Source organism: Mesorhizobium sp. 8 (assembly GCF_006351905.1).
Taxonomy (GTDB): domain Bacteria; phylum Pseudomonadota; class Alphaproteobacteria; order Rhizobiales; family Rhizobiaceae; genus Mesorhizobium; species Mesorhizobium composti.
Genome location: NZ_CP040914.1, coordinates 1,278,573 through 1,304,559, shown reverse-complemented (window position 1 = coordinate 1,304,559; position 25,987 = coordinate 1,278,573). Strand labels below are relative to the sequence as shown.

General features: G+C 64.6%; 27 protein-coding genes. 10 read left to right on the top strand and 17 right to left on the bottom strand.

Going from position 1 to position 25,987, the window contains the following annotated elements; genetic code table 11:
• Positions 1-182 precede the first annotated feature (182 nt).
• Positions 183-815: a DapH/DapD/GlmU-related protein gene (locus FGU64_RS06180; protein ID WP_139951334.1), complete on the top strand. Its 633-nt coding sequence runs from the start codon at positions 183-185 to the stop codon at positions 813-815.
• On the opposite strand, the gene FGU64_RS06175 is transcribed toward FGU64_RS06180, so the two are convergent.
• Positions 812-1,714 (bottom strand): CPBP family intramembrane glutamic endopeptidase, encoded by a 903-nt coding sequence (locus FGU64_RS06175; RefSeq protein ID WP_180375641.1) that lies wholly within the window; start codon positions 1,712-1,714, stop codon positions 812-814. The two genes, FGU64_RS06180 and FGU64_RS06175, sit on opposite strands and share 4 nt — an antisense overlap.
• A 298-nt stretch (positions 1,715-2,012) precedes the next feature.
• Between FGU64_RS06175 and FGU64_RS06170 the strand changes: the two genes are divergently transcribed.
• On the top strand, positions 2,013-2,351 hold the full coding sequence (locus FGU64_RS06170) for a hypothetical protein (RefSeq protein WP_136352920.1): 339 nt from the start codon (positions 2,013-2,015) through the stop codon (positions 2,349-2,351).
• 84 nt (positions 2,352-2,435) lie between these two features.
• Here the strand turns inward: FGU64_RS06170 and FGU64_RS06165 are convergent, their stop codons facing one another.
• On the bottom strand, positions 2,436-3,560 hold the full coding sequence (locus FGU64_RS06165; protein WP_139951329.1) for a hypothetical protein: 1,125 nt from the start codon (positions 3,558-3,560) through the stop codon (positions 2,436-2,438).
• Between the two features lie 326 nt (positions 3,561-3,886).
• On the opposite strand from FGU64_RS06165, the gene FGU64_RS06160 reads away from it, so the two are divergent.
• Positions 3,887-4,318, top strand: a complete 432-nt coding sequence (locus tag FGU64_RS06160) for a low affinity iron permease family protein (protein WP_136352922.1) — start codon at positions 3,887-3,889, stop codon at positions 4,316-4,318.
• Positions 4,319-4,387: 69 nt separating this feature from the next.
• On the top strand, positions 4,388-4,666 hold the full coding sequence (locus tag FGU64_RS06155) for a hypothetical protein (RefSeq protein WP_136352924.1): 279 nt from the start codon (positions 4,388-4,390) through the stop codon (positions 4,664-4,666).
• A 46-nt stretch (positions 4,667-4,712) separates the two neighbouring features.
• Here FGU64_RS06155 and FGU64_RS06150 read toward each other — a convergent pair whose 3' ends face one another.
• The 8 genes from FGU64_RS06150 to FGU64_RS06115 form a co-directional block, all read right to left on the bottom strand.
• The gene (locus FGU64_RS06150) at positions 4,713-5,285 is read right to left on the bottom strand and encodes a TMEM175 family protein (protein ID WP_139951327.1); all 573 of its coding nucleotides are present in this window, start codon (positions 5,283-5,285) and stop codon (positions 4,713-4,715) included.
• 36 nt (positions 5,286-5,321) lie between these two features.
• Positions 5,322-6,710, bottom strand: a complete 1,389-nt coding sequence (locus tag FGU64_RS06145; RefSeq protein ID WP_139951325.1) for a DUF2778 domain-containing protein — start codon at positions 6,708-6,710, stop codon at positions 5,322-5,324.
• Between the two features lie 260 nt (positions 6,711-6,970).
• A complete protein-coding gene (locus FGU64_RS06140; RefSeq protein WP_139951323.1) occupies positions 6,971-7,165 on the bottom strand; it encodes a hypothetical protein in 195 nt (64 codons plus the stop codon).
• A 541-nt stretch (positions 7,166-7,706) separates the two neighbouring features.
• Positions 7,707-8,186 (bottom strand): VOC family protein, encoded by a 480-nt coding sequence (locus tag FGU64_RS06135; RefSeq protein ID WP_139951321.1) that lies wholly within the window; start codon positions 8,184-8,186, stop codon positions 7,707-7,709.
• Between the two features lie 269 nt (positions 8,187-8,455).
• Complete coding sequence (locus tag FGU64_RS06130; protein ID WP_139951319.1) at positions 8,456-9,379, bottom strand: hypothetical protein; 924 nt, start codon at positions 9,377-9,379, stop codon at positions 8,456-8,458.
• Between the two features lie 10 nt (positions 9,380-9,389).
• Positions 9,390-12,131, bottom strand: coding sequence for a UvrD-helicase domain-containing protein (locus FGU64_RS06125; protein WP_139951317.1), 2,742 nt, complete (start codon positions 12,129-12,131; stop codon positions 9,390-9,392).
• A 159-nt stretch (positions 12,132-12,290) separates the two neighbouring features.
• Positions 12,291-12,950 (bottom strand): DsbA family protein, encoded by a 660-nt coding sequence (locus FGU64_RS06120; protein WP_139951315.1) that lies wholly within the window; start codon positions 12,948-12,950, stop codon positions 12,291-12,293.
• Between the two features lie 97 nt (positions 12,951-13,047).
• Positions 13,048-13,389, bottom strand: coding sequence for a hypothetical protein (locus FGU64_RS06115; protein ID WP_139951314.1), 342 nt, complete (start codon positions 13,387-13,389; stop codon positions 13,048-13,050).
• Between the two features lie 152 nt (positions 13,390-13,541).
• Between FGU64_RS06115 and FGU64_RS06110 the strand changes: the two genes are divergently transcribed.
• Both FGU64_RS06110 and FGU64_RS06105 read left to right on the top strand, forming a co-directional pair.
• Positions 13,542-15,839, top strand: coding sequence for a phosphodiester glycosidase family protein (locus FGU64_RS06110; protein ID WP_139951312.1), 2,298 nt, complete (start codon positions 13,542-13,544; stop codon positions 15,837-15,839).
• A 128-nt stretch (positions 15,840-15,967) separates the two neighbouring features.
• On the top strand, positions 15,968-18,283 hold the full coding sequence (locus FGU64_RS06105) for a glucose/quinate/shikimate family membrane-bound PQQ-dependent dehydrogenase (protein WP_139951310.1): 2,316 nt from the start codon (positions 15,968-15,970) through the stop codon (positions 18,281-18,283).
• A 69-nt stretch (positions 18,284-18,352) separates the two neighbouring features.
• On the opposite strand, the gene FGU64_RS06100 is transcribed toward FGU64_RS06105, so the two are convergent.
• The 3 genes from FGU64_RS06100 to FGU64_RS06090 form a co-directional block, all read right to left on the bottom strand.
• The gene (locus FGU64_RS06100; protein ID WP_139951308.1) at positions 18,353-18,757 is read right to left on the bottom strand and encodes a carboxymuconolactone decarboxylase family protein; all 405 of its coding nucleotides are present in this window, start codon (positions 18,755-18,757) and stop codon (positions 18,353-18,355) included.
• Positions 18,693-19,121: a MerR family transcriptional regulator gene (locus FGU64_RS06095; RefSeq protein ID WP_136352945.1), complete on the bottom strand. Its 429-nt coding sequence runs from the start codon at positions 19,119-19,121 to the stop codon at positions 18,693-18,695. Before FGU64_RS06095 ends, FGU64_RS06100 begins: the two co-directional genes overlap by 65 nt.
• A 137-nt stretch (positions 19,122-19,258) precedes the next feature.
• Positions 19,259-19,699: a hypothetical protein gene (locus tag FGU64_RS06090; protein ID WP_139951306.1), complete on the bottom strand. Its 441-nt coding sequence runs from the start codon at positions 19,697-19,699 to the stop codon at positions 19,259-19,261.
• A gap of 157 nt (positions 19,700-19,856) precedes the next feature.
• On the opposite strand from FGU64_RS06090, the gene FGU64_RS06085 reads away from it, so the two are divergent.
• On the top strand, positions 19,857-20,735 hold the full coding sequence (locus tag FGU64_RS06085) for a dienelactone hydrolase family protein (RefSeq protein ID WP_139951305.1): 879 nt from the start codon (positions 19,857-19,859) through the stop codon (positions 20,733-20,735).
• A gap of 75 nt (positions 20,736-20,810) precedes the next feature.
• Here FGU64_RS06085 and FGU64_RS06080 read toward each other — a convergent pair whose 3' ends face one another.
• Complete coding sequence (locus FGU64_RS06080) at positions 20,811-21,713, bottom strand: EamA family transporter (RefSeq protein WP_139951303.1); 903 nt, start codon at positions 21,711-21,713, stop codon at positions 20,811-20,813.
• Between the two features lie 88 nt (positions 21,714-21,801).
• Here FGU64_RS06080 and FGU64_RS06075 point away from each other — a divergent pair, with 88 nt between their 5' ends.
• Together FGU64_RS06075 and FGU64_RS06070 are read left to right on the top strand one after the other, a co-directional pair.
• Positions 21,802-22,281, top strand: coding sequence for an Lrp/AsnC family transcriptional regulator (locus FGU64_RS06075; protein WP_139951301.1), 480 nt, complete (start codon positions 21,802-21,804; stop codon positions 22,279-22,281).
• 185 nt (positions 22,282-22,466) lie between these two features.
• Positions 22,467-22,715 carry a hypothetical protein gene (locus FGU64_RS06070; protein ID WP_136352955.1) on the top strand — a complete coding sequence of 83 codons (249 nt, stop codon included), beginning with the start codon at positions 22,467-22,469 and terminating at the stop codon, positions 22,713-22,715.
• Positions 22,716-22,746: 31 nt separating this feature from the next.
• Here FGU64_RS06070 and FGU64_RS06065 read toward each other — a convergent pair whose 3' ends face one another.
• Entirely contained in the window at positions 22,747-22,950 is a 204-nt protein-coding gene (locus FGU64_RS06065) for a hypothetical protein (protein WP_136352957.1), read from the bottom strand.
• A 149-nt stretch (positions 22,951-23,099) separates the two neighbouring features.
• Positions 23,100-23,588, bottom strand: a complete 489-nt coding sequence (locus tag FGU64_RS06060; protein ID WP_139951299.1) for a thioesterase family protein — start codon at positions 23,586-23,588, stop codon at positions 23,100-23,102.
• A gap of 98 nt (positions 23,589-23,686) precedes the next feature.
• On the opposite strand from FGU64_RS06060, the gene FGU64_RS06055 reads away from it, so the two are divergent.
• Positions 23,687-25,096: an FAD-linked oxidase C-terminal domain-containing protein gene (locus FGU64_RS06055; RefSeq protein WP_139951297.1), complete on the top strand. Its 1,410-nt coding sequence runs from the start codon at positions 23,687-23,689 to the stop codon at positions 25,094-25,096.
• Between the two features lie 112 nt (positions 25,097-25,208).
• Here the strand turns inward: FGU64_RS06055 and FGU64_RS06050 are convergent, their stop codons facing one another.
• Positions 25,209-25,985 carry a DUF2182 domain-containing protein gene (locus tag FGU64_RS06050; protein WP_139951295.1) on the bottom strand — a complete coding sequence of 259 codons (777 nt, stop codon included), beginning with the start codon at positions 25,983-25,985 and terminating at the stop codon, positions 25,209-25,211.
• Positions 25,986-25,987: the final 2 nt, after the last annotated feature.

Genomic DNA, 25,987 nt, shown 5'->3' with positions numbered 1-25,987 from the left:
CCTGCAAATAGCGGCTTTCTCCGCTTCCGGTGCTCACGTACTACAAGTACGCTCCGCTCCGGTTCTCGAAACCCACCATTTTCGACTCGGCCTGACCTGAATTTCGGCACATTCTGTGTCTTCAGATTTCTGAAAATTGACGCCTTCTTGCTGGCCCTCATCAAGCGTCGTAAAGCCCGCCCATGGACCCGCATCTGCTTCTCAGGCAACCCGAGCCTCGCATCCATCCGACGGCGGAGCTGAAGGGCTGCCGGCTCGGCCGCTATGCCGCCGTCGGCGAGCGGGTCATCCTGCGCGAAGTGACGGTCGGGGATTTCTCCTATTTCGAAAGGCACGCCGAGGCGGCCTACACCAGCATCGGCAAGTTCTGCTCGATTGCCGCCAACACGCGCCTGAATGCGCTGGAGCATCCGGTCGAACGTCTCACAACGCACAAGGTGAGCTATCGGCCGAACGAGTATTTTCGCGGGCTGGGTGTCGATTCAGATTTTCTGGAGCGGCGACGCGGCAGGCCGGTGACGATCGGGCACGACGTCTGGATCGGCCATGGCGCTGTCATCCTGCCGGGCGTGACGGTGGGTAACGGCGCTGTCATCGGTGCCAACGCAGTGGTCACACGTGACGTCGCTGCCTTCGCCATCGTCGCCGGTGTACCGGCGAAGCCTCTAAAACAGCGTTTTTCGGCAGATATCGCCCGCCGCATCGAGGCGCTCGCCTGGTGGGACTTGCCGTTCGAGCGGCTCGCCGAGGCGATCCCCGACATGCAGAGCCTGTCGATAGACGAATTCCTGGCGCGCTGGGAGGAGCGGGATTAGATCCTCGATGCCAGCCGGAAGCCGAGTCCTTCGGGCGAATCCTGACGGGTGGAAACGACGTTCTCGATCCACAGGCGCGGCCACAGCCAGTTGCGGCAGAGAAAGACGATAAGCGCCGCAAGCAGGAGCAATCCCCACATGGCCGGTCCGGTGCGCAGGTCGGAGCCACCGGTCAGCCAGCTTTCATGCTGGATGAGAAGCTCGGTGCGCCGCAGGAAGACCTTGAATCCGAGCAGGCCGGCGTGCAGGCCAATCGAGCATGAGAGCGAACCGGTGACGAGGTACACGGTGCCCATCAGGAAGCCGAACAGGAACAGGCCGAACAGCAGCGGCAGATAGTCCGGCTGGTTCACCGAACCGAGCAATGCGATGAGGTGCGACAAGGAAAAGATCACGGACGAGACGAGCAGCGCCGACACGGTTACGGCGAGCGTCGCTTTCCAGCGCAGGTAACGCAGGATGAAGGCGCGAAAGATCGCTTCTTCCGTCGTCGCCAGCACCACGACCACCAGCAGGGAAACGACAGTGCGCCACCATATCTTCGGCGTCAGATTCTGCCAGGCCTCCTCGGACCACTGCACCTTCCCCGTCAGGCCGAGCACCAGATAGATGACGATCATCGTCGCCGTCGCGACCAGGAACATGGTCAGGAAGCCGCGCAGCATGCGGGGCCAATCGCGCAGGTAGCCGCCGAACCAGATTAGCGGATTGACGCCGCCGACAGCCACCGAGAACCAGACCAGCATGGGCAGGGCGATGAGGAAGACGATCATCTCTCCCGGTCCCTTGCGATCGGTGACCGAGATCGGCGCGTCGGCGAGACGCAGGATCGCCTCCGCGACGACGATCGCCAGGGTGAAGCCGATCAGCAGGAGGGCAAGGTTTCTGTAGCGCGTCATCCGGTTCGCCGCGAATGCAGGTTGGCGGGCCTCGATATCCGCTTGGCGAAGGCCTGTCAAAGCGGCGGGGCCAGTGTCGCAGCCGCGACCGTCTTTGGCATCGATCCGCCGACCTGAACTCAGCGGCGCGGTAACCATTCCGCTTAAGGTAAAGCATTAGCGTTAAAAATGTGAAAACTGGTTGTGTTCGTCTTTGTTTTCAATTTTCAGTTGAAATATCAAAATCGAACAGGCAGTACAGATGGCGGAGATACTTGCAAAGGACGGAAGGAAACATTGGCAACACAGGAGAGTAGTCATGAAGAAGTACGCTTTTGCACTGACCGTCGCCGTTTGTTCCTTTTCGGCAGCGGGTGCCTATGCCGGTGGCTTCGGCCATAAAGGCAGCACCAACATGTTCCGTTCGGGAGGCAACACCGGCGTTTCGAGCGGGCTGATCAACATTTCGCCGTCGATTGGGCTCGGCGATGTCACGGCGCTCAACAACGTGCTGAGCGGCAATGCCATCCTCAGCGGCAACACCGTGTCGGGCATCCTGAACGGGAACAACACCAATGTGCTGAGCGGTATCCTCGGTACGGTCGGCAACGCCGTGTCGCAGGGCAACCACTCCTACAAGCTGGGTCGCCGGCACTGAGCGCTCGTTCCGGGTGAGCAGACCCGGATCGAAAGGGCAGGGGGCCTTGCAAGCCCCCTGCCTTTCACGTTGTGGAGAGGACGTTCAAAGCTTCGCGCGCAGGCCGACGAACGTGTCGACGGTGCTTTCGCGGACGTCGATGACAGTCTTCTCGGTCCGCGAGGCGTCCAGCCGCAGAACGAGCGACGTGGAAGGCGTCACCCGATAGGTCGCTTCGGCGTAGAAGCCGCGGCTACGCTCCTTGTTCTCGAACAGCAGGTTTTCCTTCACTTCGCAAAACAGGCCGGCCGCCAGGGTCCAATCCGGCCGTATCTGCAGGCTGCCTTCCAGTTCGGCGCGTTGCAGCCACGAGGCCAGCGGATCGTCGCTGTCGGTGCTCTCGTAGCGGCCGAAATAGGTTCCCCGCAGGTTGAAGCCATGGGGGATCGGCTTGGCGAAGGTCAGTTGCCACGCTGGACGGACCCGGCGGTAAAGTCCGTCGGCAGCGTCCAGCAGTTCCACGCCAAGGGCGGCGCCGAGCGTCGTGCCGTCGGCAGCCGTATAGGCCGCTTCCATGCGGGCGCCATATTGCTCGAACGACACGCCGACCGGCGGGGAGCCCAGCCGTTCGACCGTCGTCAGCAGCGCGGAGGCGGAAGTACCGAGCGCGAGGCGGCCGAATGTGCGCGTGATCCGGGCGGCAAGCTGGAACCTGTTGGTGTCGGGATCGAGCCGGCTTTCGGGAAGCAGGTCGTGTTCGAAACGCGTCGGCCTGGCTCTTTCCAGGCTGTCGCCCGCTTCGAGGATCAGTGCGGTGGCGTTGCCGAGGTCGATGCCGATCTGGCCATGGCCGGCGACGACCTGCTTGAGCGTGCGCATGCCGAGCGTAACCGGCCCGATCGGGAGGTCGTCGCCGTCGCTGGTGACGCGGTAGCTCAGCGTGCCTTTCAGCTCCAGCCCCGTCTCCAGCCGCCGGAAAGCGGTGAGCGACAGGCCGAGCGCCCTGTCGTCCTCGATGGAGACGGTATCGTGGCGCGTGGCCTCGAAATCGGCGCCGAGGACCGCATTGGCGTCGGCCTCGCCGAACTCGTGCCGAAGCGAGCCGCGCAGCAGCGTGTACCAGTCACCCACGGCGCGATCGCTGTCCAGCGCATTGGTGGTGTAGTGGCGCTCGAGCGAGCCGGTGAAGCGGGCGGACGGTTCGGCGTCTGCCAGGACTGGGTTAATCATCGAGCAGGAAAAGGCGAGGCCGAGCGCTGTCAGGGGGAGGGCAGGCAGGCACTTCGTCCGAAGCCTCGATGCTTGCCGTCCCGAACCCATCGTTCCTCTCCCGGGGGTATGAGCCCCTTCCGCCGTGCGGGGGTGGCGAGGCGGAAGGGGCCGGAGGTACCGCTCTTGGGCGGAAGGAGCAGGCTTCTTGCCTGCGAGATCACTCTCGCATATCGCCTTTAAGGCGCAGGTTGTATCGGATGCGTTTTTAGGTTGTATCGAGTTGTGTCTCCGTCATGGGAACCGGATGCCGGTCCTGCGTGTTCTTGGCGTGGCCGAGGACATCCATGATCGAACGAACGTTCACCCGCATCGCCAATCAGGTCGCGCATCTGGCCGGTTTGCCGGTCACCTTTGCCTGCTGCTGCCTGATCGTGCTGGTATGGGCGATGAGCGGACCGGTGTTCGGCTTTTCCGACACCTGGCAGCTCATCATCAACACCGGCACCACCATCGTCACCTTCCTGATGGTGTTCCTGATCCAGAACACCCAGAATCGCGACGGCGCCGCCATGCAGGCCAAGCTGGACGAATTGATCCGCGTCAGCAAAGGCCACAACCACTTCATCGGCATCGAGCACCTGACCGAGAGCGAGGTCGAGGACATCCGCCGGACCTGCGAGAATGCCGTGAAGCGGCATGAAAAGCAGGTGGCGAAGGAGACCGCGCACGAGGTGCTGAAGGAGGAAGGCGGATCCCGCAAACGGACCCGCGCCTGAATGCTCCGATAGCTCGCCGGGTTGACCGCGACGGCGGGGCTGCCCATTGTTCCCTCGTGTGAGGTGACGATGACCGACTGGCTGGCGATCCTGGAAGAACAGACCGCGACGGGCGAGACGATGGCCCGCGAAGTTCCCGATATGCTGGGCAATCCCGATATCAGCGAACGGCAGGTCCGCACGCTGTTCTCTGCGCTGGAGACGCAGGCCGATTTCGCCGAGAAGCTGCGCATGGCGCTGGAAACGTCCGGCCACGACTTTCCCGTCATCGAGGCCGCCGAGCGGCTGGAGGAGCGCTATGCCGACCTTGCCGCCGTCGTCGCCGAGAAGCTGAAGGCGATGCTCTGATCTGGCTTACGCGGCACCGGTCGCCCGTCGAAGGATATTCCGGCGCCTATTCCAACTGGTTTTCGAACCGCCGGTCGGGAACCAGCCAGATCGCGGCCACCGCCACGTAGCAGGCCAAACCCAGCCACGGGCTGACGAAGCTCAGCAGCACGCCCACGACGCACAAGAGGAGGGAAAACTTGCCTTTGCGGTCGTCTCCCAAGGCTTTGGCGAAAGCGGTGTCTTCGGCATGCAGCCGGTGCAGCTGCGTCGCCAGCACCCAGTAAGCGGCGGCGCAGAGGGTCAGGTCGATGCCATAGATGGCGACGGGCGCGGGCGCGAAATGGTTCTCGCCCATGAAGGCGGTGGAAACGGGCATCAGCGAAAGCCAGAACAGCAGGTGCAGGTTGGCCCACAGGACGCGGCCGTCGACCCGCTGCACCGCATGGAACATGTTGTGCAGGTTGTTCCAGTAGATGCCGACGAAGATGAAGGACAGGACATAGCTGGAAAAGACCGGCCACAGTGGCAGCAGGGCCGAAAAGTCCTCGCCATGCGGAACCTTCAGTTCCAGCACCATGATGGTGATGATGATGGCGACGACGCCATCGGTGAAGGCTTCGACCCGTCCCTTGCCCATCCTGCCCTTCGCGGCGCCTTGTCAGATCGGCTGCATTCAGGCGCCGCGGCCGTTCTGCGCCACGGTCGTGGCGGGCGCCTTGCGGCCGCGCGAGCCGGGCACGACGACGAGTTGCTTGATGTGACCCCGCTTGAAGGCGTTCAGGAACTTGTCGTAGTTCTTGAAGGCGACGCAGCCATGCGATTCCGCCCGGCCGCCGCGCAGCAGGTAGGAATGGGCCAGGATGCCGCTGCGGCCGAATTCGACCTTGCCGTCCGTCGGGGTCATGCGCAGCGCCTGGACGCCGTGGAACAGCGATTCGCGCATCGACAGGTTGTAGGTGTCGGGCGGCGTCGGCCCGCGCATCTTCTGGTTCGCGTAGCGCGGGTTGTCGGCCATCTTGCCGATGCCCGAATGCGCCTCCAGCACCGAGCCGTCCGGCATGTAGACCTTGGCGGCGCTGATGTCGTAGATGGCGACGCCGGCGCGCGGGCGCTTCGGCTTGGGCGAGAACAGGTTGGAGAAGGCGCCGGCCAGCCCGCCGCGCTCGGTCGGGTTGTCGGGCTTGGCGAAGGCCAGCATCTGCTGCGACTTGCTGCGCTTGGCCGGTTTCGTATCCTCCGCCACCGAAGGTTTTGCCGCTTCGGCAGGCTTTTCGGCGACGGCCCTTTCGGGTGCCTGCGCCTCCGGCTTGGCGATCCGGGGACGGGCCATCGGCGGGGCGATGCTGTCCGGCAGTTCGCTGAACAGCGGCCTGTCCTCGCCGGTATCGGCTTGCAGCGCGTCATCCTGCGGCGCGACCAGCACCGCGTCGAAGGCCGCCGAGGCGGCCGACGCCGGCGAAGGATCGGCATAGGCAAGCTGGATGTCGGACGAACCGGAGAGCGCCAGCGCGAGGCGCGAGGCGCGCACGGTTTCGGCCGGACCGGGGCCGAAGCGGTTGGACACCGGCGCGGCATGGCCGGCTTCCGCCACCGCATGGGCAGCCTCGAAGCGCTCGCGCGCAGGCGGGGTGTGCGCGGCCTTGGCGCGCGACAGGCCGGCGCCGGCGAACAGTTTCGCCAGCTTCTTCGGTGACAGGTCGGCGGCGGAGGCGACCTTCTCGAAACGTTCGTTCAGCGTGCGGCGGGGGAAGATCGAGACGTTCATGGCGGCAGCCGAGGCTACCTGGACCGGCGCGACGCGCCCGGCCTTGCCTTGCTGCACGGCGGCGCCGTTCTGCGCGACGATGGCGCCGGGCGGCAGGTGCGGCATGAAGGAGGTGGCGGAAGCGGCCGGCGCCGTCGCCGTATAGGCGCTGGACAGCGTGGTCAGCGACCATAGCGCAAGGCCAGCCACCGCGCCGGGCACGGTGACCCAGCGCAGCAGCGCCTCGGGCTTGATGAAGGAACGGCCGGTGCGGCCGGTGGGCTCATGGTGAGCGGTGTCGATACGCAAGAACGCCATGCCAAACCAATCTTTTCTCAATCGGCCTTCCAGCCTGCGACGCTTGCCGCTGCGAATGTCAGGAACGACCCCTCAGCGCGCCCCCGCGCCCGTCGTTTGTTGCCGATTGACTTTCAAGATGGACAAAGATGGTTAACCAACCCTTTGCCGGTCCCCTTCATTTTTTGGCATGTGCCCGTGCGGGCGTTGCCGCCTCCTTGGTCCGGAAATGGCGAAATCGCCGTTTCCTGAGGTTCTGCTGCCCGGTTTTGCCGGGAAAGTCAAGGAAATGCAAGTTCTTGCGCGCTCCCGTCGCAGAAGATCGTTAAAGCCTGAACAGATGAGGCAAGATGCGGGCGGGCAAAACCTGCCGCCACCACGCCCGGATTTTCATCCGTCTGGCCATTGTCAAGGAGCGGACCTCGGTGAATTGAGGTCGGGAAGACGGCGGTCGTCGAAACGCTGCCGAATTTCATAAAACTGCGATCCGAAGACCGCCGTCCGGCGATTTCTGTTCCCGTCCGTTCCGCTTCGCCGCAGCTTACGGTGCCAGCATTTGCGCCGACATCGGCCGATGGCTTGCAGCGCTCGTCCAGCGCACACGGGCCGTAATACCCGTAGGGGGTGAAGAGCGGTCCGCGCAGCGGACGAAAGCCAATTGCTTGGCTTTTCGAGTGATGAACGCCCGGCAGGGCCCTTGGACGGCCCTTCGCTCCGGCTCAGGGCGTTCGGCGCCTATCATGATGCCACTGGCATCATGATTTTCTCGCTGCGCTCGAAACCGGCTTCTCACCCTCCCCGGTCCCGTCGCCACGTTAGCAACAGGACGGAGGCGCCGGTTCCTTCCCACGCAATCACCGTCGCGACCGGTGTTCCCATGGAAGGAACTGACGGGGAGTATGAGGCGGGTCCGAAGGGCGGGGATAGATTTCGGGAAAATTATTTGCAGGAGGGGATGCGCCGCCGACGCTCCTCTCCCTGTTTACGGGGAGAGGAGACAGTTTCGACGCCGACGCTTCACCCTCGCCGGGCGGCATCGATGGCGGCGACGTCGATCTTCTGCATCGTCATCATCGCATCGAAAGCGCGCTTGGCCTCGGCGCCGCCGGCGGCCATGGCGTCCGTCAGCGTGCGCGGCGTGATCTGCCAGTTGACGCCCCAGCGGTCCTTGCACCAGCCGCATTCGCTCTCCCGGCCGCCGTTGCCGACGATGGCGTTCCAGTAGCGGTCGGTTTCTTCCTGGTCGTCCGTGGCGATCTGGAAGGAAAAGGCTTCGCTGTGCGGGAACTGCGGCCCGCCGTTGAGGCCGATGCAGGGGATACCGCAGACAGTGAACTCGACGACCAGCACGTCGCCTTCCTTGTTACCCGGATTGTCGCTGGGCGAACGCCAGATAGAACCGACTTCAGAGTCCGGGAAGACGCTCGCATAAAACCGCGCCGCGGCCTCGGCGTCCTTGTCGTACCACAAGCAGATCTGGTTTTTCGGGGCAGGCATGGGCGGAACTCCTCGCTGGTTTAACTGCGCGTCCTGAACGACGGCTAGGCATAGGACGTTCCAAGGGGAGGGATGCCGACAGGGGGGAGAAAACTCTTCCTTCGTCCCGTTTACGGGGAGAAGGTGTCACGAAGTGACGGGATGAGGGGCGGTGCGAACCTTCGCAAGCTAGGCTCTGCCCCTCACTGTCCTGCCGGACATCTCTCCCCGTAAACGGGGCGAGACTGCGCCTGCCGCGTAAAAGCCAGAGTGTTCTAACTTTGAACCGATCATTTTGGTTTAGTTTTGTGACCGAACGCGCGATTTGAGACCAAATGACACTCGTTGTTCTTTATCAGAAAGGTCCGCCTGAGATTCTTTGCCCGCTCTAGAAATTCCAAAAAAATGGAGAACTCCTTATATCTCTTACCTTCAGAAATTCTGACAATATCAAAGACAATGACATCTTCGTCATTATATCTGTATGTGTCTAAAATATCCTTATATATTTTTGCTGAAATTTCGAATTCGCTACGAGTTTCTTCGCGAATTTTTTCAATAATTTTTCCTATTTTTCCGACTGTTTCTCTAAATATAAGGCTTATATCAGCCTTTAATCCAAATTCCTTGAAAAACTTTTCGCGTTTATCCGGAGAGATATTTCTGTTTTTGCAAACGTCGGTGACATCCGCGTATACTGTAGCGTGGGCCTCCGAAAGAGCTCGACTTTCGTCCCAATTGCTACCGCTTGTCGAGTAGGCGACTGGCTGAGTTTGGTGCTGAGCATAATTTCTAAAAGCTTCACAAAACTCAAAAGGAATAGACTTACTCTTCTCTTCATTCCAAAATTTAATAAAATCGTCTCTTATGCCTTTTTCAGGCGCACTTTCTCTGAATTTTGGAAACTGATCGCGTAAGCTTGTTACAGAATTTAGAAAGCCAACTACTTTGATGTTGGCGCGTATCCTGTGATCTTGATGGAAATGATATTCACTCAAGGGAAAAAGGTGATTGTGAAGAGCCGATTCTAAAATAAATTTCTCATAATCCTCAAATGCATATAAATTCTGTAAAACTAATTCTTCAAGTGTCATATATTCGAGTAAGAACAAATAGGATTTGCGGTATCGAGCAAAGTCTGCAAAGGATATTTCATGGAGAAATCGATCGCTCAAAAAGATACTTGCAATTGCGTATTTTTCTTCGGATAGCACGTATCATCCCTCAAACCGCATTCACAAACCCATCCAGCACCTTCTTCTGCCCCGCGCGATCGAAGTCGATCGTAAGCTTATTCCCCTCGATGGCCGCGATGTTGCCGTTGCCGAATTTCTGGTGGAAGACGCGGTCGCCCACGGCGAAGGGGGAGGGGGTGTCGGCGACCGATTTCGCCACCAGTTCGCCGTCGATGACGCGGCCCTTCACCGAGCCTCTGCCGGCGCCGTAGCCGGAATCCACCTCGCCGTAGCCGATGCGCTCGACCTGGTGGCCGCTGCGCGTGCCCCAGTTGCGGCTCGTCGCCTCGGTGCGGTTTTGCTGCGCGCGCTGCCAGCCGGGGGTGGCGTAGGTGTTGGAGAAGGCGCCGCCGCCCGAACCGGATTGATCTCCTCTGGCGGCGCGGGCGCCTGACGGCGAGCCGACGCTGTCGAAGCGAGAGGCGCCGTAGGGGTTCTGGCGGCCGGCCGAGAATCCGCCGCGTCCCGAGGCGAAGCTGGAACCGCCATAGGGGTTGCCGTAGCCGCCGTAGCTGTTGCCGCCTTCGGCCACCTCGACATGCGCCTCCGGCAACTCGTCGAGGAAGCGCGACGGGATGGTCGACTGCCACAGGCCGTGGATGCGGCGGTTGGAGACGAACCACAGGTGCAGGTTCTTCTTGGCGCGGGTCAGCCCGACATAGGCGAGCCGCCGTTCCTCCTCCAGCCCGGAGCGGCCGCCTTCGTCCAGCGCGCGCTGGTGCGGGAACAGGCCTTCCTCCCAGCCGGGCAGGAACACGGTCTCGAACTCCAGCCCCTTGGCCGAATGCAGCGTCATGATGGAGACGGCGTCCATGCCCTCGTTCTGCTCGGCGTCCATCACCAGCGCGACGTGCTCGAGGAAGGAGCGCAGCGATTCGTACTCCTCCATGGAGCGGATGAGTTCCTTGAGGTTCTCCAGCCGGCCGGGCGCCTCGGCGCTGCGGTCGTTCTTCCACATGTCGGTGTAGCCGCTCTCCTCCAAAATCGTCTCGGCGAGCTCGGCATGCGGGGTGGTGTCGATCAGGCCTTGCCAGCGGGCGAAGTTGGCGGCGATTTCGCGCAGTGCCGCGCGCGGCTTCGGCTTCAGCTCGTCGCTCTCGGCAAGGTTGGCCGCCGCCTCCAGCATCGGCGAACCCAGCGCGCGGGCGGTGGCGTGGATCTGGCTGATGGTGGCTTCGCCGAGGCCGCGCTTCGGCACGTTGACGATGCGCTCGAAGGCGAGGTCGTCGGCGCCTTGCGCGACGACGCGCAGGTAGGCCAGCGCGTCGCGAATTTCCTGCCGCTCGTAGAAGCGCGGGCCGCCGATGACGCGGTAGTTCAGGCCGATCTCGATGAAGCGGTCCTCGAAGGAGCGCATCTGGAAGGACGCGCGCACGAGGATCGCCATGTCGTTGAGCGCATGGCCCTTGCGCTGAAGGGATTCGATCTCCTCGCCGACGGCGCGCGCTTCCTCGTCGGAATCCCAGGCGGCGTGGACGTTGACCTTGGCGTCGTCGGCGTCGGGACGGTCGGTGAATAGCGTCTTGCCCAGCCGCCCCTCGTTGTGGGCGATGAGGTGGGAGGCAGCACCGAGGATATGGGCGGTGGAGCGGTAGTTGCGTTCAAGGCGGATGACGGTGGCGCCGGGAAAATCCTTCTCGAAGCGCAGGATGTTGTCCACCTCCGCCCCGCGCCAGCCGTAGATGGACTGGTCGTCGTCGCCCACACAACAAATGTTGATTTGTTGTGTGGATTTGTTTTCGCTCACGCGCTGTTCCGCGCCTGCCGGCGCGGGCGCTCCGCGGGGGCCTCGCAACGGCTCGGATGGCCCGTCGGCCACTCGACCTTCGGCCGTTTGCACGGCGCTCGATGCCTTTGGCCGCTGTGCCAACAGGCGCAGCCACATATATTGGGCGGTGTTGGTGTCCTGGTATTCATCCACCAGTATGTACTTGAATTTCCTGTGATATTCGGCCAGCACGTCGTGATGCTGGCGGAAGATGCGGATGGGGTGCAGGAGCAGGTCGCCGAAGTCGCAGGCGTTCAGCGTCTTCAGCCGCTCCTGGTAGGCTGCGTAGAGTTCGCGGCCCTTGCCGTTGGCGAAGGCGCGGGCGTCGCCTTCGGGGATTTCGGCCGGGCCGAGGCCCTTGTTCTTCCAGCCGTCGATCATCTGGGCGAACTGCTTGGGCGGCCAGCGCTTGTCGTCGATGCCGTCGGCCTGAATCAGCTGGCGGATCAGGCGGGTGACGTCGTCGGTGTCGAGAATGGTGAAGTCGGAGCGCAGGCCGGCGAGTTCGGCGTGCCGGCGCAGGAGCTTGACGCCGATCGAGTGGAAGGTGCCGAGCCACGGCATGCCCTCGATCGCCTCGCCGACGAGATGGCCGATGCGGCTCTTCATCTCGCGCGCGGCCTTGTTCGTGAAGGTGACGGCGAGGATCTGGCTCGGCCACGCTCTGCCGGTGGCAAGGATGTGGGCGATGCGGGTGGTGAGCACGCGCGTCTTGCCGGTGCCGGCGCCTGCCAGCACCAGCACCGGGCCTTCGGTCGTCTCGACCGCCAGCCGCTGCTCGGGGTTCAGGCCGCTGAGATAGTCGGGCGGACCATTCTGCCCTTGGCGGGCGGCTATGGCGCGCGCGGCGATGCCCGAACCGCCACCGGAGGCGGCGGAGGCAGGGGCGGCCGGGCGCGACGGCAGGCCGCGTGGCGCGTCGTCCTCGTCGAAGAAGGGCATATCGTCGGGAAAGCCTGGCATTTGACCCCGAATGTAGTGATTCGCCCCCGAAAGGCCAGTGTTGTCGCCGTTTTGTTCCGCAGCAAGCAGCAATGCGTAAATCCGGTTGCGGTCGTTGCCGGCCCAATGCCGAGGCTGCCGCGCTGGCCGGCGCGGCAGCCCCGGTGCGAACCGGGCGGCCTATTTGCCGGCGGCGCCTTCCTTCTTCCTGCGGCGTGCTTCCGCCACCGCTTCGGTCAGCTGTTCGTGGTCGAGGCCGCCGAAGACGATGAAGGATTCCACCAGCCATGACGGCGTGCCTTGCAGGCCGATGGTCTCGGCCTGCAGGCCGGTGCGTGCCAGGAGCCTGTCGATGTCGGCCTTGTGCGCCTTGGCGTCCTTGTCGAGCCGCGCCATGTCGAGGCCTGCCTTTTGCAGCGCGGCGCGCACCTCCTTGTCGCGCTGGAAGCGCCGGGGGGACGTCATCAGCGCATCGTGCGCGGCTTCATAGCCGTCCTGCCACTTGGCCGCGAGCGCCATGCGCGCGGCGTATTCGGAGACCGGGCCGAAGACAGGCCAGTCCTTGTAGACGATGCGGACCTTGCCGTCGCTTTTCAGGAGCTTCTTCAGTTCCGGATGGCTCTTGCGGCAATAGGGGCAGTTGTAGTCCATGAACTCCGCGATTGTGATGTCGGCGTCCTTGGGGCCGATGGAGGGCATGTCGGGATCGTTGAGGACCTGCTCCGGCGTCAGGTCTTCCTGCGACAGGGCAGGGCCGGCTTGCAGCAGCAGCGCGCCTGCCGCCAGTGTGGAGGCGCCGAGCAGGAAGCGCCGGCGGCCGATCGGGATTTCGTTGTGCATGATGATGACCTCTGGAGCGGCATGGCCGCCCTGATGGGAAAGGGTGCGCGCAGCGGCTGTTCGCTTCGCGACATTCAATTCGGGCGAAACCGGGAATTCAGGTGAAACCGGCGGGCCGGGGAGGCCTGAATTCGGCCTCGTGCGTGGCGACCTTCATGCCACGGGCCTCCGTCGCCTCGACGCAGTGCCGGCCGGCAGGCGTGCGGGTCGCGGCGGCCTGTGGCAGTCCAAGCTGCGGAAAGCAGGACACGCTGGCTGTCCTCACGGCGCTATAGCAAGGCTTGAAAGCGGGCTTGCCGATGGCGGCGTCCGATGCCTCGACCGTGACATCCGGGTGCGGCGCGGGCAGGGACGAGGCCAGAGCCCATGACGGCCACATGCCGGCGGCGATCGCCACCAGCAGGAATCCCAACGCCGTCAAAGTCACGCAAAGCCGCATCGGCTTCATTCTAGCCGGCCACTATGGGGGATCATACCCCCTGACGGGATTTTGATCCGCGACCGGGCCGATTGCCTTGGCTCGCCGTCTCGCGATAGGTTGCCGGTCCGACTCCGGGCAATACCCACTCCAGGGCAACACTGGCGCCAAGAATGCTCCGCTGGTTCGTGACGATCCTTCTTTTCGCCGCGTCGGCGGTGGCCCATGCCGAGACGCGTGGCGTGCGCACGCTGGTGCCGGCGCCGGCGCTCGGCAAGCCGTTCTCGGCGTCGCATGCGCTGGTCATCGGTATCGACGGCTACGACCACGGCTGGAAGCCGCTCGGCATGGCGGCCGAGGACGCGCGGCAGGTGGCGGCATCGCTGAAGGAGAGCGGCTTCGACGACGTCGATCTGAAGCTCGACCTCGGCGAAGCGGAGCTGGAGCGCACCATCAAGGCCTTCATCTACGGCAAGGGCGCCGACCCCGACGCGCGGCTCCTGATCTGGTTCGCCGGCCACGGCCACACGATCGGCGGCGAGGGCTATCTGGTGCCGAAGGATGCGCCGCTGCCGGGCGAGACGCCGGCCAGCGAGGCGGCCTTCCAGGCATCCGCCATGCCGCTCGCCGCCTTCGGGCGCTATATGAACGAGGTGAAGGCGAGGCACGTCATCGCCGTCTTCGATTCCTGCTTTTCCGGTTCCGTCTTCAACGCCAGCCGCGCTAGCGTGCCGGCGGCCGTTTCCAAGGCGACGACGCAGCTTGCGCGCCAGTTCATCGCCTCGGGAAGTGCCGGCGAAGTGGCGCTGGACGACGGCAGCTTCCGACAGGCCTTCATCGCGGCGCTGACGGGCAAGGATCGCCGGGCACTGAGTTCCGACGGCTACCTGACCGGCTCGCGGCTCGGCGCCTATCTCGCCGAGGAGATCAGCCGCAAGACCGGCGGACGGCAGAACCCGATCTATTCGACCTCCAACGTCGTCGGGCTGGATCGCGGCGACTTCGTCTTTCCCGTCAGCTTCGCTTCGCAGGAGGGGCCGGCCGAGGTCGCCGCGCCTGTTGGTCTTTCGCCGCTCGAACCTGCGGTGGCGGAGGACGTGCCGGAACTGCGCATCGAGCCGGTGCAGGTGGCGCGCGACAATCCCGAAGCGGGCCTGATCGCCGACAAGCTGGCACGCAACCTCGTCGAATACTACGTCAACAACAGGCTCTACGTGTCCAGCGAACTGACTGGCCGCGAGCCGGCACGGCCGCCCACGCACCGCCTGCACACGAAGGTGACGGCTCTCGGCGACAGCGTGCAGGTGGATATCGACCTGACCGGGCGCGACGGCAAGACGGTTTCGACCGCCAGCTTCGGCGGCGAGCGCGCCTTCTACGTGCACAACTACAAATTCCTGCCGCAGATCGTGCAATACATGCTCGACGTGTCGCTGAGGACGCTGGAACCGCTGCATTCGGCCAACCGGCCGACCGAGGTGGGCGAGGCCTACGCCTTCTTCCTCGCGGCGCGGCAGAAGGCGTCGCGCCGGCAGTTCGACGATGCGGCCGCACTGCTCGACAGGGCGATCGAGGCCGACCCGGATTTCGCCTCCGCCTATGCCGCGCGCGGCCAGATCGCGGCGCGGCTGGGTGCCGGCGCCGACGAGGTGGACGACTACCTGAAGGAGGCGGCGGCCATCGACGCCGACTATCCCTCGCTCAACCTGTTCGACGAGCAGCAGATGGGCGACCCGGTGCCGGCGCTGCGCGCGGCCGGCGCGAATGCGCCGTGGAGTGTGCTTTCGCCCGGCCTCGAGTTCCGCCGCATCGAGGCCGAGGATTACGGCGTCACCGTGCTTGCCTGGCGCTTCGACGAGTCGTCCGTCGCCTTCGACGTGGCGAGGGCCTCCACGGTGCATGGCGAGACGGTGGAAGAACTGCGCGAGCGCACCGGCGCGCTGCTCGCCATCAATGCCAGTTTCTTCGACCTCGACATGGAGTCGCGGCTTTCGCCGGTCGGCATGCTGGTCGTCGGCGGGCGCGAGATCAACGCCTTCGACGCCGCCAAGGCGAAGAACCCGCTGACCGGCATCCTCTACCGCCGCGACGGCAGGCTCGGCATCATGCCGGCCTCCCAGTACCGGCCGGACGAGCGTTTCGAGGCGGCGGTGCAGACCGGGCCGCTGGTGGTCGATCCGGGCGGCAGGAACGGCATCTACCGCAACAATTTCGACCGCCAGAACCGCAGCGTCGTCTGCATCCAGGGCGACGGACGACCGGTGATCGTACAGGTGTCCGGGGGCTTGAGCCTCTACGAGGTGGGCGAGATGCTGTCTTCGCCCGACGCCGGCGGCGGCCTCGGTTGCGAGCGGGCGATCAACCTCGACGGGGGGCCATCCAGCCAGATCTCGGTTCTGGCCGGCGGCATCGGCCTGGAGGTGACCGGCCTGTGGAAGGTGCCCAACAGCCTGCTTCTGACGGCACGGTGAGCGAAGGGCGGCACCACGCTTGACAGCACCGGCCGAGGGGAAAAAGCTGCGCCGGACAGGAACGGAAACAGCGGGCGGGCATTGATAGCCCATCCGCACCGCCGCATCCGCAGCAAAGGAGGCTTGTCTTGGCCATCCTCTTGACCACCCTCATCCTCGCTCTCATCGGACTTTATCTCGGCATCGGCGGCGGCTGGCTGATCGCACTGGGCGGAAGCTGGTACTACCTGATCGCCGGCCTCGCCTTCCTCGTCACCGCGTTTCTGGTGTGGCGGCGCAGCACGACGGCGCTCTGGCTCTATGCCGGCATCATCATCGCCACCATCGTCTGGGCGATCTGGGAAGCGGGTTTCGACTGGTGGTCGCTCGGGCCGCGCGGCGGCGTCATCGTGCTGGTCGGCCTGTGGCTTTTGACGCCATGGGTACGCGGGAAGCTCACCGGCCGCGACGGCCGCGCGCCGCTGATCTTCGCCGTGCTCGCCTCCATCGCCGTGGCCGGCTATTCGATGTCGGACGATCCCTACGACCTTGCCGGTTCGCTGCCGACCGAGAAGGTGGCTGAAGCGCCGAACCTCGGCGGGGACGCATCGCCCGGCGAATGGCATTTCTACGGCCGCACCCAGTTCGGCCAGCGCTATTCGCCGCTGAACCAGATCACCGTGGACAATGTCGCCAAGCTGGAGCCGGCATGGACCTACCGCACCGGCGACCTGCGTCGGCCCGACGACGTGACGGAGACGACCTATCAGGTGACGCCGCTGAAGGTGGGCGACACGCTTTACCTCTGCACGCCGCACAACCTGGCCATCGCGCTCGACGCCGCCACGGGCAAGGAGAAGTGGCGCTTCGACGCCAAGGTCGGCATGGAGGCGGCGCGCCAGCACCAGACCTGTCGCGGCGTCGCCTATTACCATGACGCCAAGGTCGCCGCCGGCCAGCCCTGCGCCGAGCGCGTCTATCTGCCGACCTCGGATGCGCGGCTGATCGCGCTGGATGCCGCGAACGGGCAGGTGTGCGAAATCTTCGCGGAGAACGGCACGCTGAACCTGATGGCCAACATGCCCTATCCGAAGGCGGGCTATTACTATTCGACCTCGGCGCCGCTGATCGCCGGCGGCAAGATCATCGTCGGCGGCGCGGTCAACGACAACTATTCGACGCAGGAGCCGTCCGGTGTCATTCGCGCCTTCGACGTCGAGACGGGCCAGCTTGTCTGGAACTGGGATTCCGGCAATCCGGACGAGACGGCGCCGCTGCCGGCGGGGCAGGAATACACCCACAACTCGCCCAACATGTGGTCGACGGCGAGCGCCGACGAGAAGCTCGGGCTGGTCTACATCCCACTCGGCAACCAGACGCCGGACCAACTCGGCATGGGCCGAAGCAAGAATGTCGAGAAATTCTCCTCCTCCATCGTCGCGCTGGACTTGAACACCGGCAAGCTGCGCTGGGTGCGCCAAACCGTGCATCACGACCTATGGGACATGGACGTACCGGCGCAGCCCTCTCTAGTCGACATCACCACCGAGAACGGCGTGGTGCCGGCGCTGGTCGGGCCGACCAAGCAGGGCGACATCTACGTGCTGAATCGCGAGACCGGCGAGCCGATCGTGCCGGTGAAGGAAGTGCCCGCACCCGGCGGGACGATCCCGGAGGATCATGCCGCGCCGACGCAGCCCGAATCCGGGCTCTCCTTCAACCCGAAGCCGCTGATGGGCGCGAGCATGTGGGGCATCACCATGTTCGACCAGCTCGCTTGCCGCATCGAGTTCCGCGGCCTGCGCTACGAGGGCCGTTACACGCCGCCTTCCTTGCAGGGCACGCTGGTCTATCCCGGCAATTTCGGCACCTTCAACTGGGGCGGCGTGGCGGTCGACCCGGTGCGCCAGGTCATGTTCGGCATGCCGACCTACCTCGCCTTCAAGTCGCAGTTGGTCCCACGCGATCAGGTGCCGCCGCCGGACGATGAGGGGCGCGGCTCGGAGCAGGGGCTGAACCGCAACGAGGGCGCCCCTTACGCGGTCATCATGGGGCCGTTCCTGTCGCCGCTCGGCATTCCCTGCCAGGCGCCGCCGTGGGGCTACGTCGCCGGCGCCGATCTCAGGACCGGCAAGGTCGTCTACAAGCACCGCAACGGCACGGTGATGGACATGACGCCGCTGCCGCTGCCGTTCAAGGTCGGCGTGCCGGGCATCGGCGGGCCGATGATCACGGCCGGCGGCGTCGTCTTCCTGGGCGCGGCCGTGGACGACTACCTGCGCGCCTACGACCTGACCACAGGCCGGCAGCTGTGGCGGGCGCGGCTGCCGGCGGGCGGGCAGGCGACGCCGATGACCTATACGACGCAGGACGGGCGCCAGTTCGTGCTCATCGTCGCCGGCGGCCACGGCTCGGTCGGCACCAAGGCCGGCGATTACGTGATGGCGTGGACGTTGGGGAAATAGGGGACGCTTGGCCCCAGCCACGCCGGGGTGGAAACAGGTCCCGGCGCGGCTTCCCATAGAGGCCCGAAGCTAGGCAGCGGATTTGCGGGCCTGGAACACTTCCTTCGCTGCAAACAGGCCGTTGAGCGCGGCAGGAAAGCCGGCATAGACTGCCATCTGGATGAGGATTTCGACGACTTCCTTCTCGTCGAGCCCGACATTCAGGCCGGCCTCGATATGGACCTTGAGTTGCGGTGCCGCGTTGCCCAATGCCGCCAGCGCCGCGATCGTCGCGATCTCCCGCTCGCGCAGGCCGAGGCCCGCCCGGGTGTAGATGTCGCCAAACGGAAATTCGAACACATAGGTCGCGAAGTCGGGGGCGATATCGGCCAGCGCGGCAATCACGTTCTGCCCCGCCTGGCCGTCGATTTCAGCCAGCGCGCGCTTTCCGCGCTCCAGCCGGCTCTCGTTGGTGTCGATGGAATGCTGCGTCATATATCTCTGTCCTTTTCTCGGTATCGACATAGCCGTCGATCTTGGCATCGAGGACGAGAAGGCAGGCGTTGAGTTCGGCCACATGAGCGCGTACGTGCTCGCGGTGGGCTACCAACAATTCCCGGCGCGCCGCTTCCGTACCGGCACCTTCTGCGCGCAAGGCCGCATAGCGCAGCATGTCACGGATCGGCATTCCGGTCGTCTTCAGTCGGTCGAGAAACTCGATCCAGACGAGGATCGATGCATCGTAGTCGCGGTGCCTGGATTGATTGCGGTCGGCATAGGGCAGCAGCCCGATCTGCTCGTAATAGCGGATCGTATGGGTCGACAAACCCGAACGCCTCGCCAGCTCGCCAATCTTCATCGCACCTGCTTCTCATCACGATGCAAGAGGACTACTTCTTAGAGCACACTCTAAGTCAAGGGCAATTCTTCGCCCTTTCTCTGGGGTCCGCTTCGGGTCGAAAGCCTTGTCTCGCCTTACGGACAGGTTCTTCGCCGCTACAACCCCAACTGGCTCTTCAGGCTCGGCACCTGCGCCAGCGCCTGGTCCACCGCCTTGGGGCCGGCGGCTTTCCTTGCCTGCTCGATGAGTTCCATGCCGGCCTTCTGGATTTCGTCGAGCGACAGGCCGGATGCCTGGAGCTGTGAAAAGCCGTTGACCAGCGCGCCTGTCTTCTCGCCCAGCGCGCCGCCGAGGGCCGAGGTCAGCGAGCCGAGCAGGCCGCCGCCGCCACCGCCGGAAGCGGCGCCCGCGGCCATGACGTCGTATTTCTCAGCCAATTGCAGCGAGCCGGGCAGCTTGTCGAACAACGCTTCGGCGCTGGTGCCCTCCGTTTCGTGCTGGAGCACGGACAGGATGGTTCCGACCACCTTCTCCATGGTCGTCGGGTCGATGTCGACCTTGTTGGAGATGGTGTAGATGATGTCCTGCACGTTCATGATCGTTCCTCTCTGGCGCCGCCCGAACGCCCTGGTCGCGGGCTTATAGCATGGCTTGAACGTCGGTCTGCAACGGCGGCGACGCCATTCACTTCGTCGTGATTGGAAGGGCGACCCCCGGCGCCTATCCTTCTTCCTTTGGCGAAGGAGGATGCGCATGGACAAGCCGCTCATCACCCAGGCGATGATCGACGCCTATGACGAATACACCCACCTGACGCTCGACCGGCGCGGCTTCATGGACAGGCTGACCAGGCTTGCCGGCTCGGGCGCGGCCGCCGCCGCGATCGCGCCTCTGCTGGCGGCCAATTCCGCCAGTGCGGCCCAGGTCGCGGCCGACGACAAGCGCATCAAGGGCGAGGACGTCACCTTCAAGGGCGGCAAGGGCGACATCAAGGGCTATCTGGTGCGTCCGGCAGAAAGCTCCGGCAAGCTCGGCGCGGTCATCGTCATCCACGAGAATCGCGGCCTCAACGAGCACATCCGCGACGTGGCGCGGCGGGTGGCGCTGGAAGGTTTCATCGCCCTGGCGCCGGATCTCCTGTCTTCCGAAGGCGGCACGCCGGCGAACGAGGACAAGGCGCGCGAGATGATCTCCGGGCTCGATCCGGCCCAGCCGATCGCCGACGGCGTCGCCACTGTTGCCTATCTGAAGACGATCGAGGGCGGCAACGGCAAGGTTGGCGCTATCGGCTTCTGCTGGGGCGGCGGGCAGGTCAACATGCTGGCCGTCAATGCACCCGACCTCGACGCCGGGGTCGCCTATTACGGCGCCCAGCCGAAGGACGAGGCGGCGATTGCGAAGATCCACGCGCCGCTGCTCCTGCATTATGCGGGGCTGGACGAGCGCATCAACGCCGGCATCGAGGCCTACAGGAAGGCGCTGGATGCGAACCACAAACAATACACGGTCTACGTCTATGACGGTGTCAACCATGCCTTCAACAACGACACCTCGGCCGCCCGCTACGACAAGGCGGCCGCCGACCTGGCCTGGGGCCGCACCATCGCTTTCCTGAAGGAGAAGCTTGCCTGAACAGGGCGGCCAGCCTTGAGAGAACGAGTCCGGAAATGCCGAGAGCGCCTTGAATGTGCTGACTTTCGGGGTCGGTCAACGGTTCGCCGGGCGATGGAGGGCGACGCCCGCCATCACCAGCGCGATGCCGGCGAGGTCGCGGACGCCCGGAATCTGCCGCAGCACCAGCGCGCCGATCAGCGTGGCCGTCAGCGGCAGCAGCGACAGCATCAGCGCGAAGCTGGCGCGGGGCAGGCGGCTCATCGCGAATTGGTCGCAGATGTAGGGGATGACCGAGGAGCAGATGCCGACGCCGGCGGCGGCCAACAGCAGTTGCGGCGAGCCGAAGGCCGGCAGCGCATCGCGCAGGCCGATGGGCAGCACCACCGCGAAGGCGACGGCCATGGCCGCGCCTAGCCCGGCGATGCCGCCGGCTGTTGTGCGCGACACACGATGGCCGATCACGACATACGCGACGAACAGCGCCCCGTTCAGGATTGCCCAGGCAAGGCCTATGGGATCGCTCGACCAGCGGACGTCGATCAGGAGCAGCGCGCCGGCGACGGCCATGCCGAGGGAGGCGAGGTTGCGGAGGCTCCGCAGGCCCGCCAGCGCGACGCCGACAGTGCCGACGAACTCGATGGCCGCGACGAGCGAGATGGGCAGGCGTTCGAGCGCTAGGTAGAAGCTGCAATTCATCACCGCCAGGCAGGCGCCGAAGGCGAGAAGCAGGTGAAGGGTCTGCCGGTCGGCACGCGCGAAGATGCGCCATGGGCGGGCGGGCGGCGCAAAGACCAGCGCCGCCGTGGCGATGCGCAGCCACGCCATGCCGAGCACGCCCACCTGGTCGAACAACAGCACCGCGAAAGCCGGCCCGAGATAGTGGAACACCGCGCTGACGGCGAACCAGGCATGCGGCGGGACGGCGGTCGCCGCCGCGATGGGGAGGGCGCCCTGGGGCGAGGGCGAGGGCGCCGGGGCTTGCGCAGTTTTTTCCATCGGCGCAGTATCGCAGGCCTGTTACCCATATTGGATGGGTTTTCATCGGTCGAAACGGGTATTTTCTGTTCCAAGAAAGGTTTTTCTCTTGTCTTTCCTGCGAAATGAAAACAGCGACCTGGACGCCACGGACGTCAAGCTGCTGCGCCGGCTTGAAGGGGATGCCCGCGCCACTATCGCCGAACTGGCGCGCTTCGTCGGGCTTTCGGCGCCGAGCGTGGCCGAGCGCCTGCGCCGCCTGCAGGAGAACGGCGTCATCCAGGCCTATGAAACGCGCCTCGATGCCAAGGCGCTCGGCCTGCCGCTGTCTGCCTGGCTGCGCATCCGGCCGGTTCCGGGCGAACTGGCCCGCGTCGCCGATATCATCCGCGCCCTGCCGCAGATCGCCCAATGCGATCGCGTCACCGGCGAGGATTGCTTTATCGCGCTGGTGCATGTGGCCTCGATGGCCGAACTGGAACAGGTGATCGACCGCATCATTCCCTTCGCCATGACCAACACGGCCATCATCCAGTCTTCGCCGGTCAAGCCGCGCTCGCCGCTGGCGGCCGCCTTGCGGGAGGAGTAGGATGGCAAGACGGGATTCTGGGCGGAAGCGTTTCCCGAAATCCACACTTGCGAGAATCTTGTCGTTCACATCCCCGGTTTGGCCTTGCCCGTCCAGCGTGAGGGATTAAGTCTGTCGGGCGGCGCGCCGAACGACCTTGGCCCTCGGGAAGAGGTGGCGTGCGTATCGACCGCAGGGATTGAAGAATGGACGACAATTTCGACAAGGCAGCCATTGCCGTCATCATCGTTTTCGGTGCGCTCATCGTGGGCGGGCTGATGGCTGCGAACCTGGTTGTCGGCGACCGCAACGGCTTCCTGTTCGCACTCGGCTCCGGCTTCGCGGCCTGGATCGCCGGGCACATGATGCTGTTCGACCTGCCGCGGACCTATGCCGTGCTGGTCGGCGTCGCGGCGATCATGGCGGTCGCGTCGACGCTGTCCTACGTTTTCTGAATCGTTTTCGCCGCCGCCGCCCGGCCGCCGTCTAAACGCGGCCGCGCTTGGAGCGGGCCTGCTTGAGGATGGCGCGCCAGCGGACCATCTCGAAGGGGATGGGTTCGTTGCTGTTGGCGATCTCGAAAATCTCGTTGTTGAGATTCTTCAGCGAACGCCAGAACTCGTAGTCGCTGATGCGCTCATCGGCCGCCAGCCTGTCCGATGTCGCCTCGATGTCGATCCGCGTGGTCATTCCAAACCGGCTCGCTTGCCCTGCCAATCGTTTAAGCGCCGCAGCCCTCATCCGTTTTTCAGGCAAGCGCCGATTCGATCAACCTGCCAATTGGGCCAACCCACAGGCTTTGCCCGTTTACGGGCGATTAAGGTTAACGGTGCGGCTTATCAGCCACTCTTGCGGCGGATGCCGATGGCGCGGCCGGCGCGCTCGGGCATCGGCAGGCCGGCATGGGCGGCGCGCATCGCCTCGACCCGGGCGAGGATATCGGGCGGGAAGGGGGCAACCTTCGGTCCGGCCATGTCGACATGCAGCGCAAGCTGCTCGGAGGTGGCGGCCAGCCAGCCTTCCTCGGTATGGCGGATCTCCTGGTAGAAGCGCAGGCGCTTGTCGTCATGGTCGATGAGCTGGAAGGACACCGACAGGCGATGATCGAGGTGGATTTCCTGCACGTAGCAGACATGCACTTCCGCCGTGTAGATGGTCAGCCGCCGCTCCTTCGCATAATTCGGCCCGAGCCTCATCGCCTCGAACGCCTCGTCTGAGCAGCGGTCGAACAGCACGTTGTAATAGGCCATGTTGAGGTGGCCGTTGTAGTCGATCCAGTCCTTCTCGATCGTCATGGGGCTGGACAGAAAGGGCGCGGGTATGGACATGGATACCTTTCAGGTCTTGCTGGACAGGTGCGGCCGGTGAGACTACCCAGCTATAGGATGGCGACAAGGGCCACGCTGGCCCATTCGCGGAGGAATCAATGGCGCTGAGCGACCTTCGGCCGGTGGAACGCAACGAGGAAGGCATCGCCGCCGTGCTCGGCATCCTCAAGCAGCGCTTTGGCGAGCGCTTCCAGACCGGGCAGGCGATCCGCGAACAGCACGCCCACACCACTACCTATCTTCCCACCCAGCCGCCGGACGGCGTCGCCTTTCCCGAATCGACGGCGGAGGTGCAGGAGATCGTGCGCGCCTGTGCGGCGCATCGCGTGCCGGTGATCGCCTTCGGCGTCGGTTCCTCGCTGGAAGGTCATGTCAACGCGCCGGGCGGCGGCATCTCGGTCGATACCAGCCGCATGAACCGTATCCTCGCCGTCAATGCCGAAGACCTCGACTGCACCATGGAGCCGGGCGTGACGCGCGAGGAGCTGAACACGTATCTGCGCGACACCGGCCTGTTCTTCCCCATCGATCCGGGCGCCAACGCCTCGCTCGGCGGCATGGCGGCGACGCGGGCGTCGGGCACCAACGCGGTGCGCTACGGCACGATGCGCGAGGCGGTGCTGTCCTTGACTGCGGTAATGGCCGACGGCGAGGCGGTGACGACCGGCAAGCGGGCGAAGAAAAGCGCTGCCGGCTACGACCTCACCCGCCTGATCGTCGGGTCCGAAGGAACGCTCGGCATCATCACCGCGCTGACGCTGCGCCTGCAGGGCATCCCCCAGGCGATCTCGGGCGGGGTCTGTCCGTTCCCCACGCTGGAGGCTGCCTCGCAGGCGGTGATCGCCACCATCCAGATGGGTATCCCGGTAGCGCGCATCGAACTGGTCAACGCCCTGCAGATGCGGGCGATGAAGAATTATTCCAAGCTCGATTTTCCCGAGAGCCCGTGCTTGTTCGTCGAGTTCCACGGCTCGGACGCGGGCGTGGCCGAACAGGCCGAGACCTTCGGCATGATCGCCGAAGAGAACGGCGGCGGACCGTTCCTGTGGACCAGCGTGGCGGAGGAGCGCAGCAAGCTCTGGAAAGCGCGCCACGACGCCTACTGGGCCTCGCTGACGCTGCGCCCCGGCGCCAAGGGACTTTCGACGGACGTGTGCGTGCCGATCTCGCGGCTGGCCGAATGCGTGGCCGAGACGGAGGCCGACATCGCCGAAATGGGCCTGATCGCGCCGATCGTCGGCCATGCGGGCGACGGCAATTTCCACACGCTGTGCCTGATGGACCCCGACGATCCGGCCGAGATCGCCAAGGTGGAGACGTTCGTGGCCCGGCTCAACGAGCGCGCTATCCGCATGGACGGCACCTGCACCGGCGAGCACGGCATCGGCCAGGGCAAGGCCGGCTTCATGCGCGCCGAGCATGGCCACGGCGTCGATGTCATGCGGCAGATCAAGCAGGCGCTCGACCCGCTCGGCATCCTCAATCCGGGAAAGACGCTGCCGGCCTGAGCATTTTGCAGCCAGACGGAATCGTCTGGCGTCGCACAAATGCGGCTAAAACAATGAGATAGATCGTTTCACGGTTTCCATGAAACGATGAAACGATCTAATCGTTCGGCGCTCAGGTCATCGGGGTGAGGGAAGCAAGCACCCAGCCGCCCCAGCCGATCAGGACCAGGCCGGCGGCCTTGCCGACCCAATGGCCGGTAGGGACCAGCTTTTCGACCAGGATGAAGAGGGCGATGCCGGCGATCCAGGCGAAATTCATCACCCCGCCGACGAACAGCAGCAGCATCAGCATCCAGCAGCAGCCGAGGCAGAATACGCCGTGGCGAAGGCCCATCGACAGGGCGCCGCGGCTGCCGCTGCGCCACTCGGTCATGACGAAATCCAGCGGCGAGCGGCAGCGGCGCAGGCATGCCTGCTTCAATGGAGTCCATTGATAGAGGCCTGCGGCGATCAGGATGATGCCTGCCAGCACGGCGCTTGTGGTGCGTATCGACGGCGACAGCAACGTGGCCTGGTCGAGGGCGTATTGCAGGATGACGGCACCGAGGCTGAAGCAGAACCAGACCACGAGATAGCCGAGCGCGAACAGCATGGTCCGGCCGATGGCGGGGCCGCCACGCTTCTGCGCGACGGAATCGTAGAACAATAGCATCGGCACCGCGCTCGGCAGCATCATCGCCGCCATCATCGCCGACCACATGACGAGCATCAGGAAAAAATGGCCGACGGTCCAGCCGGGCGTTGCCATCGGCATCGCCATGCCGGCCATTTCGGGCATCGGCATCTCGACCCCGACCAGAAGATAAAGCCAGCAGACCAGCGCTACGCCGAGCAGGAGAGCAACAACGATCGACCGGTCATGCCGGTGCAGTTCGGCCAGCAGGCGCATCG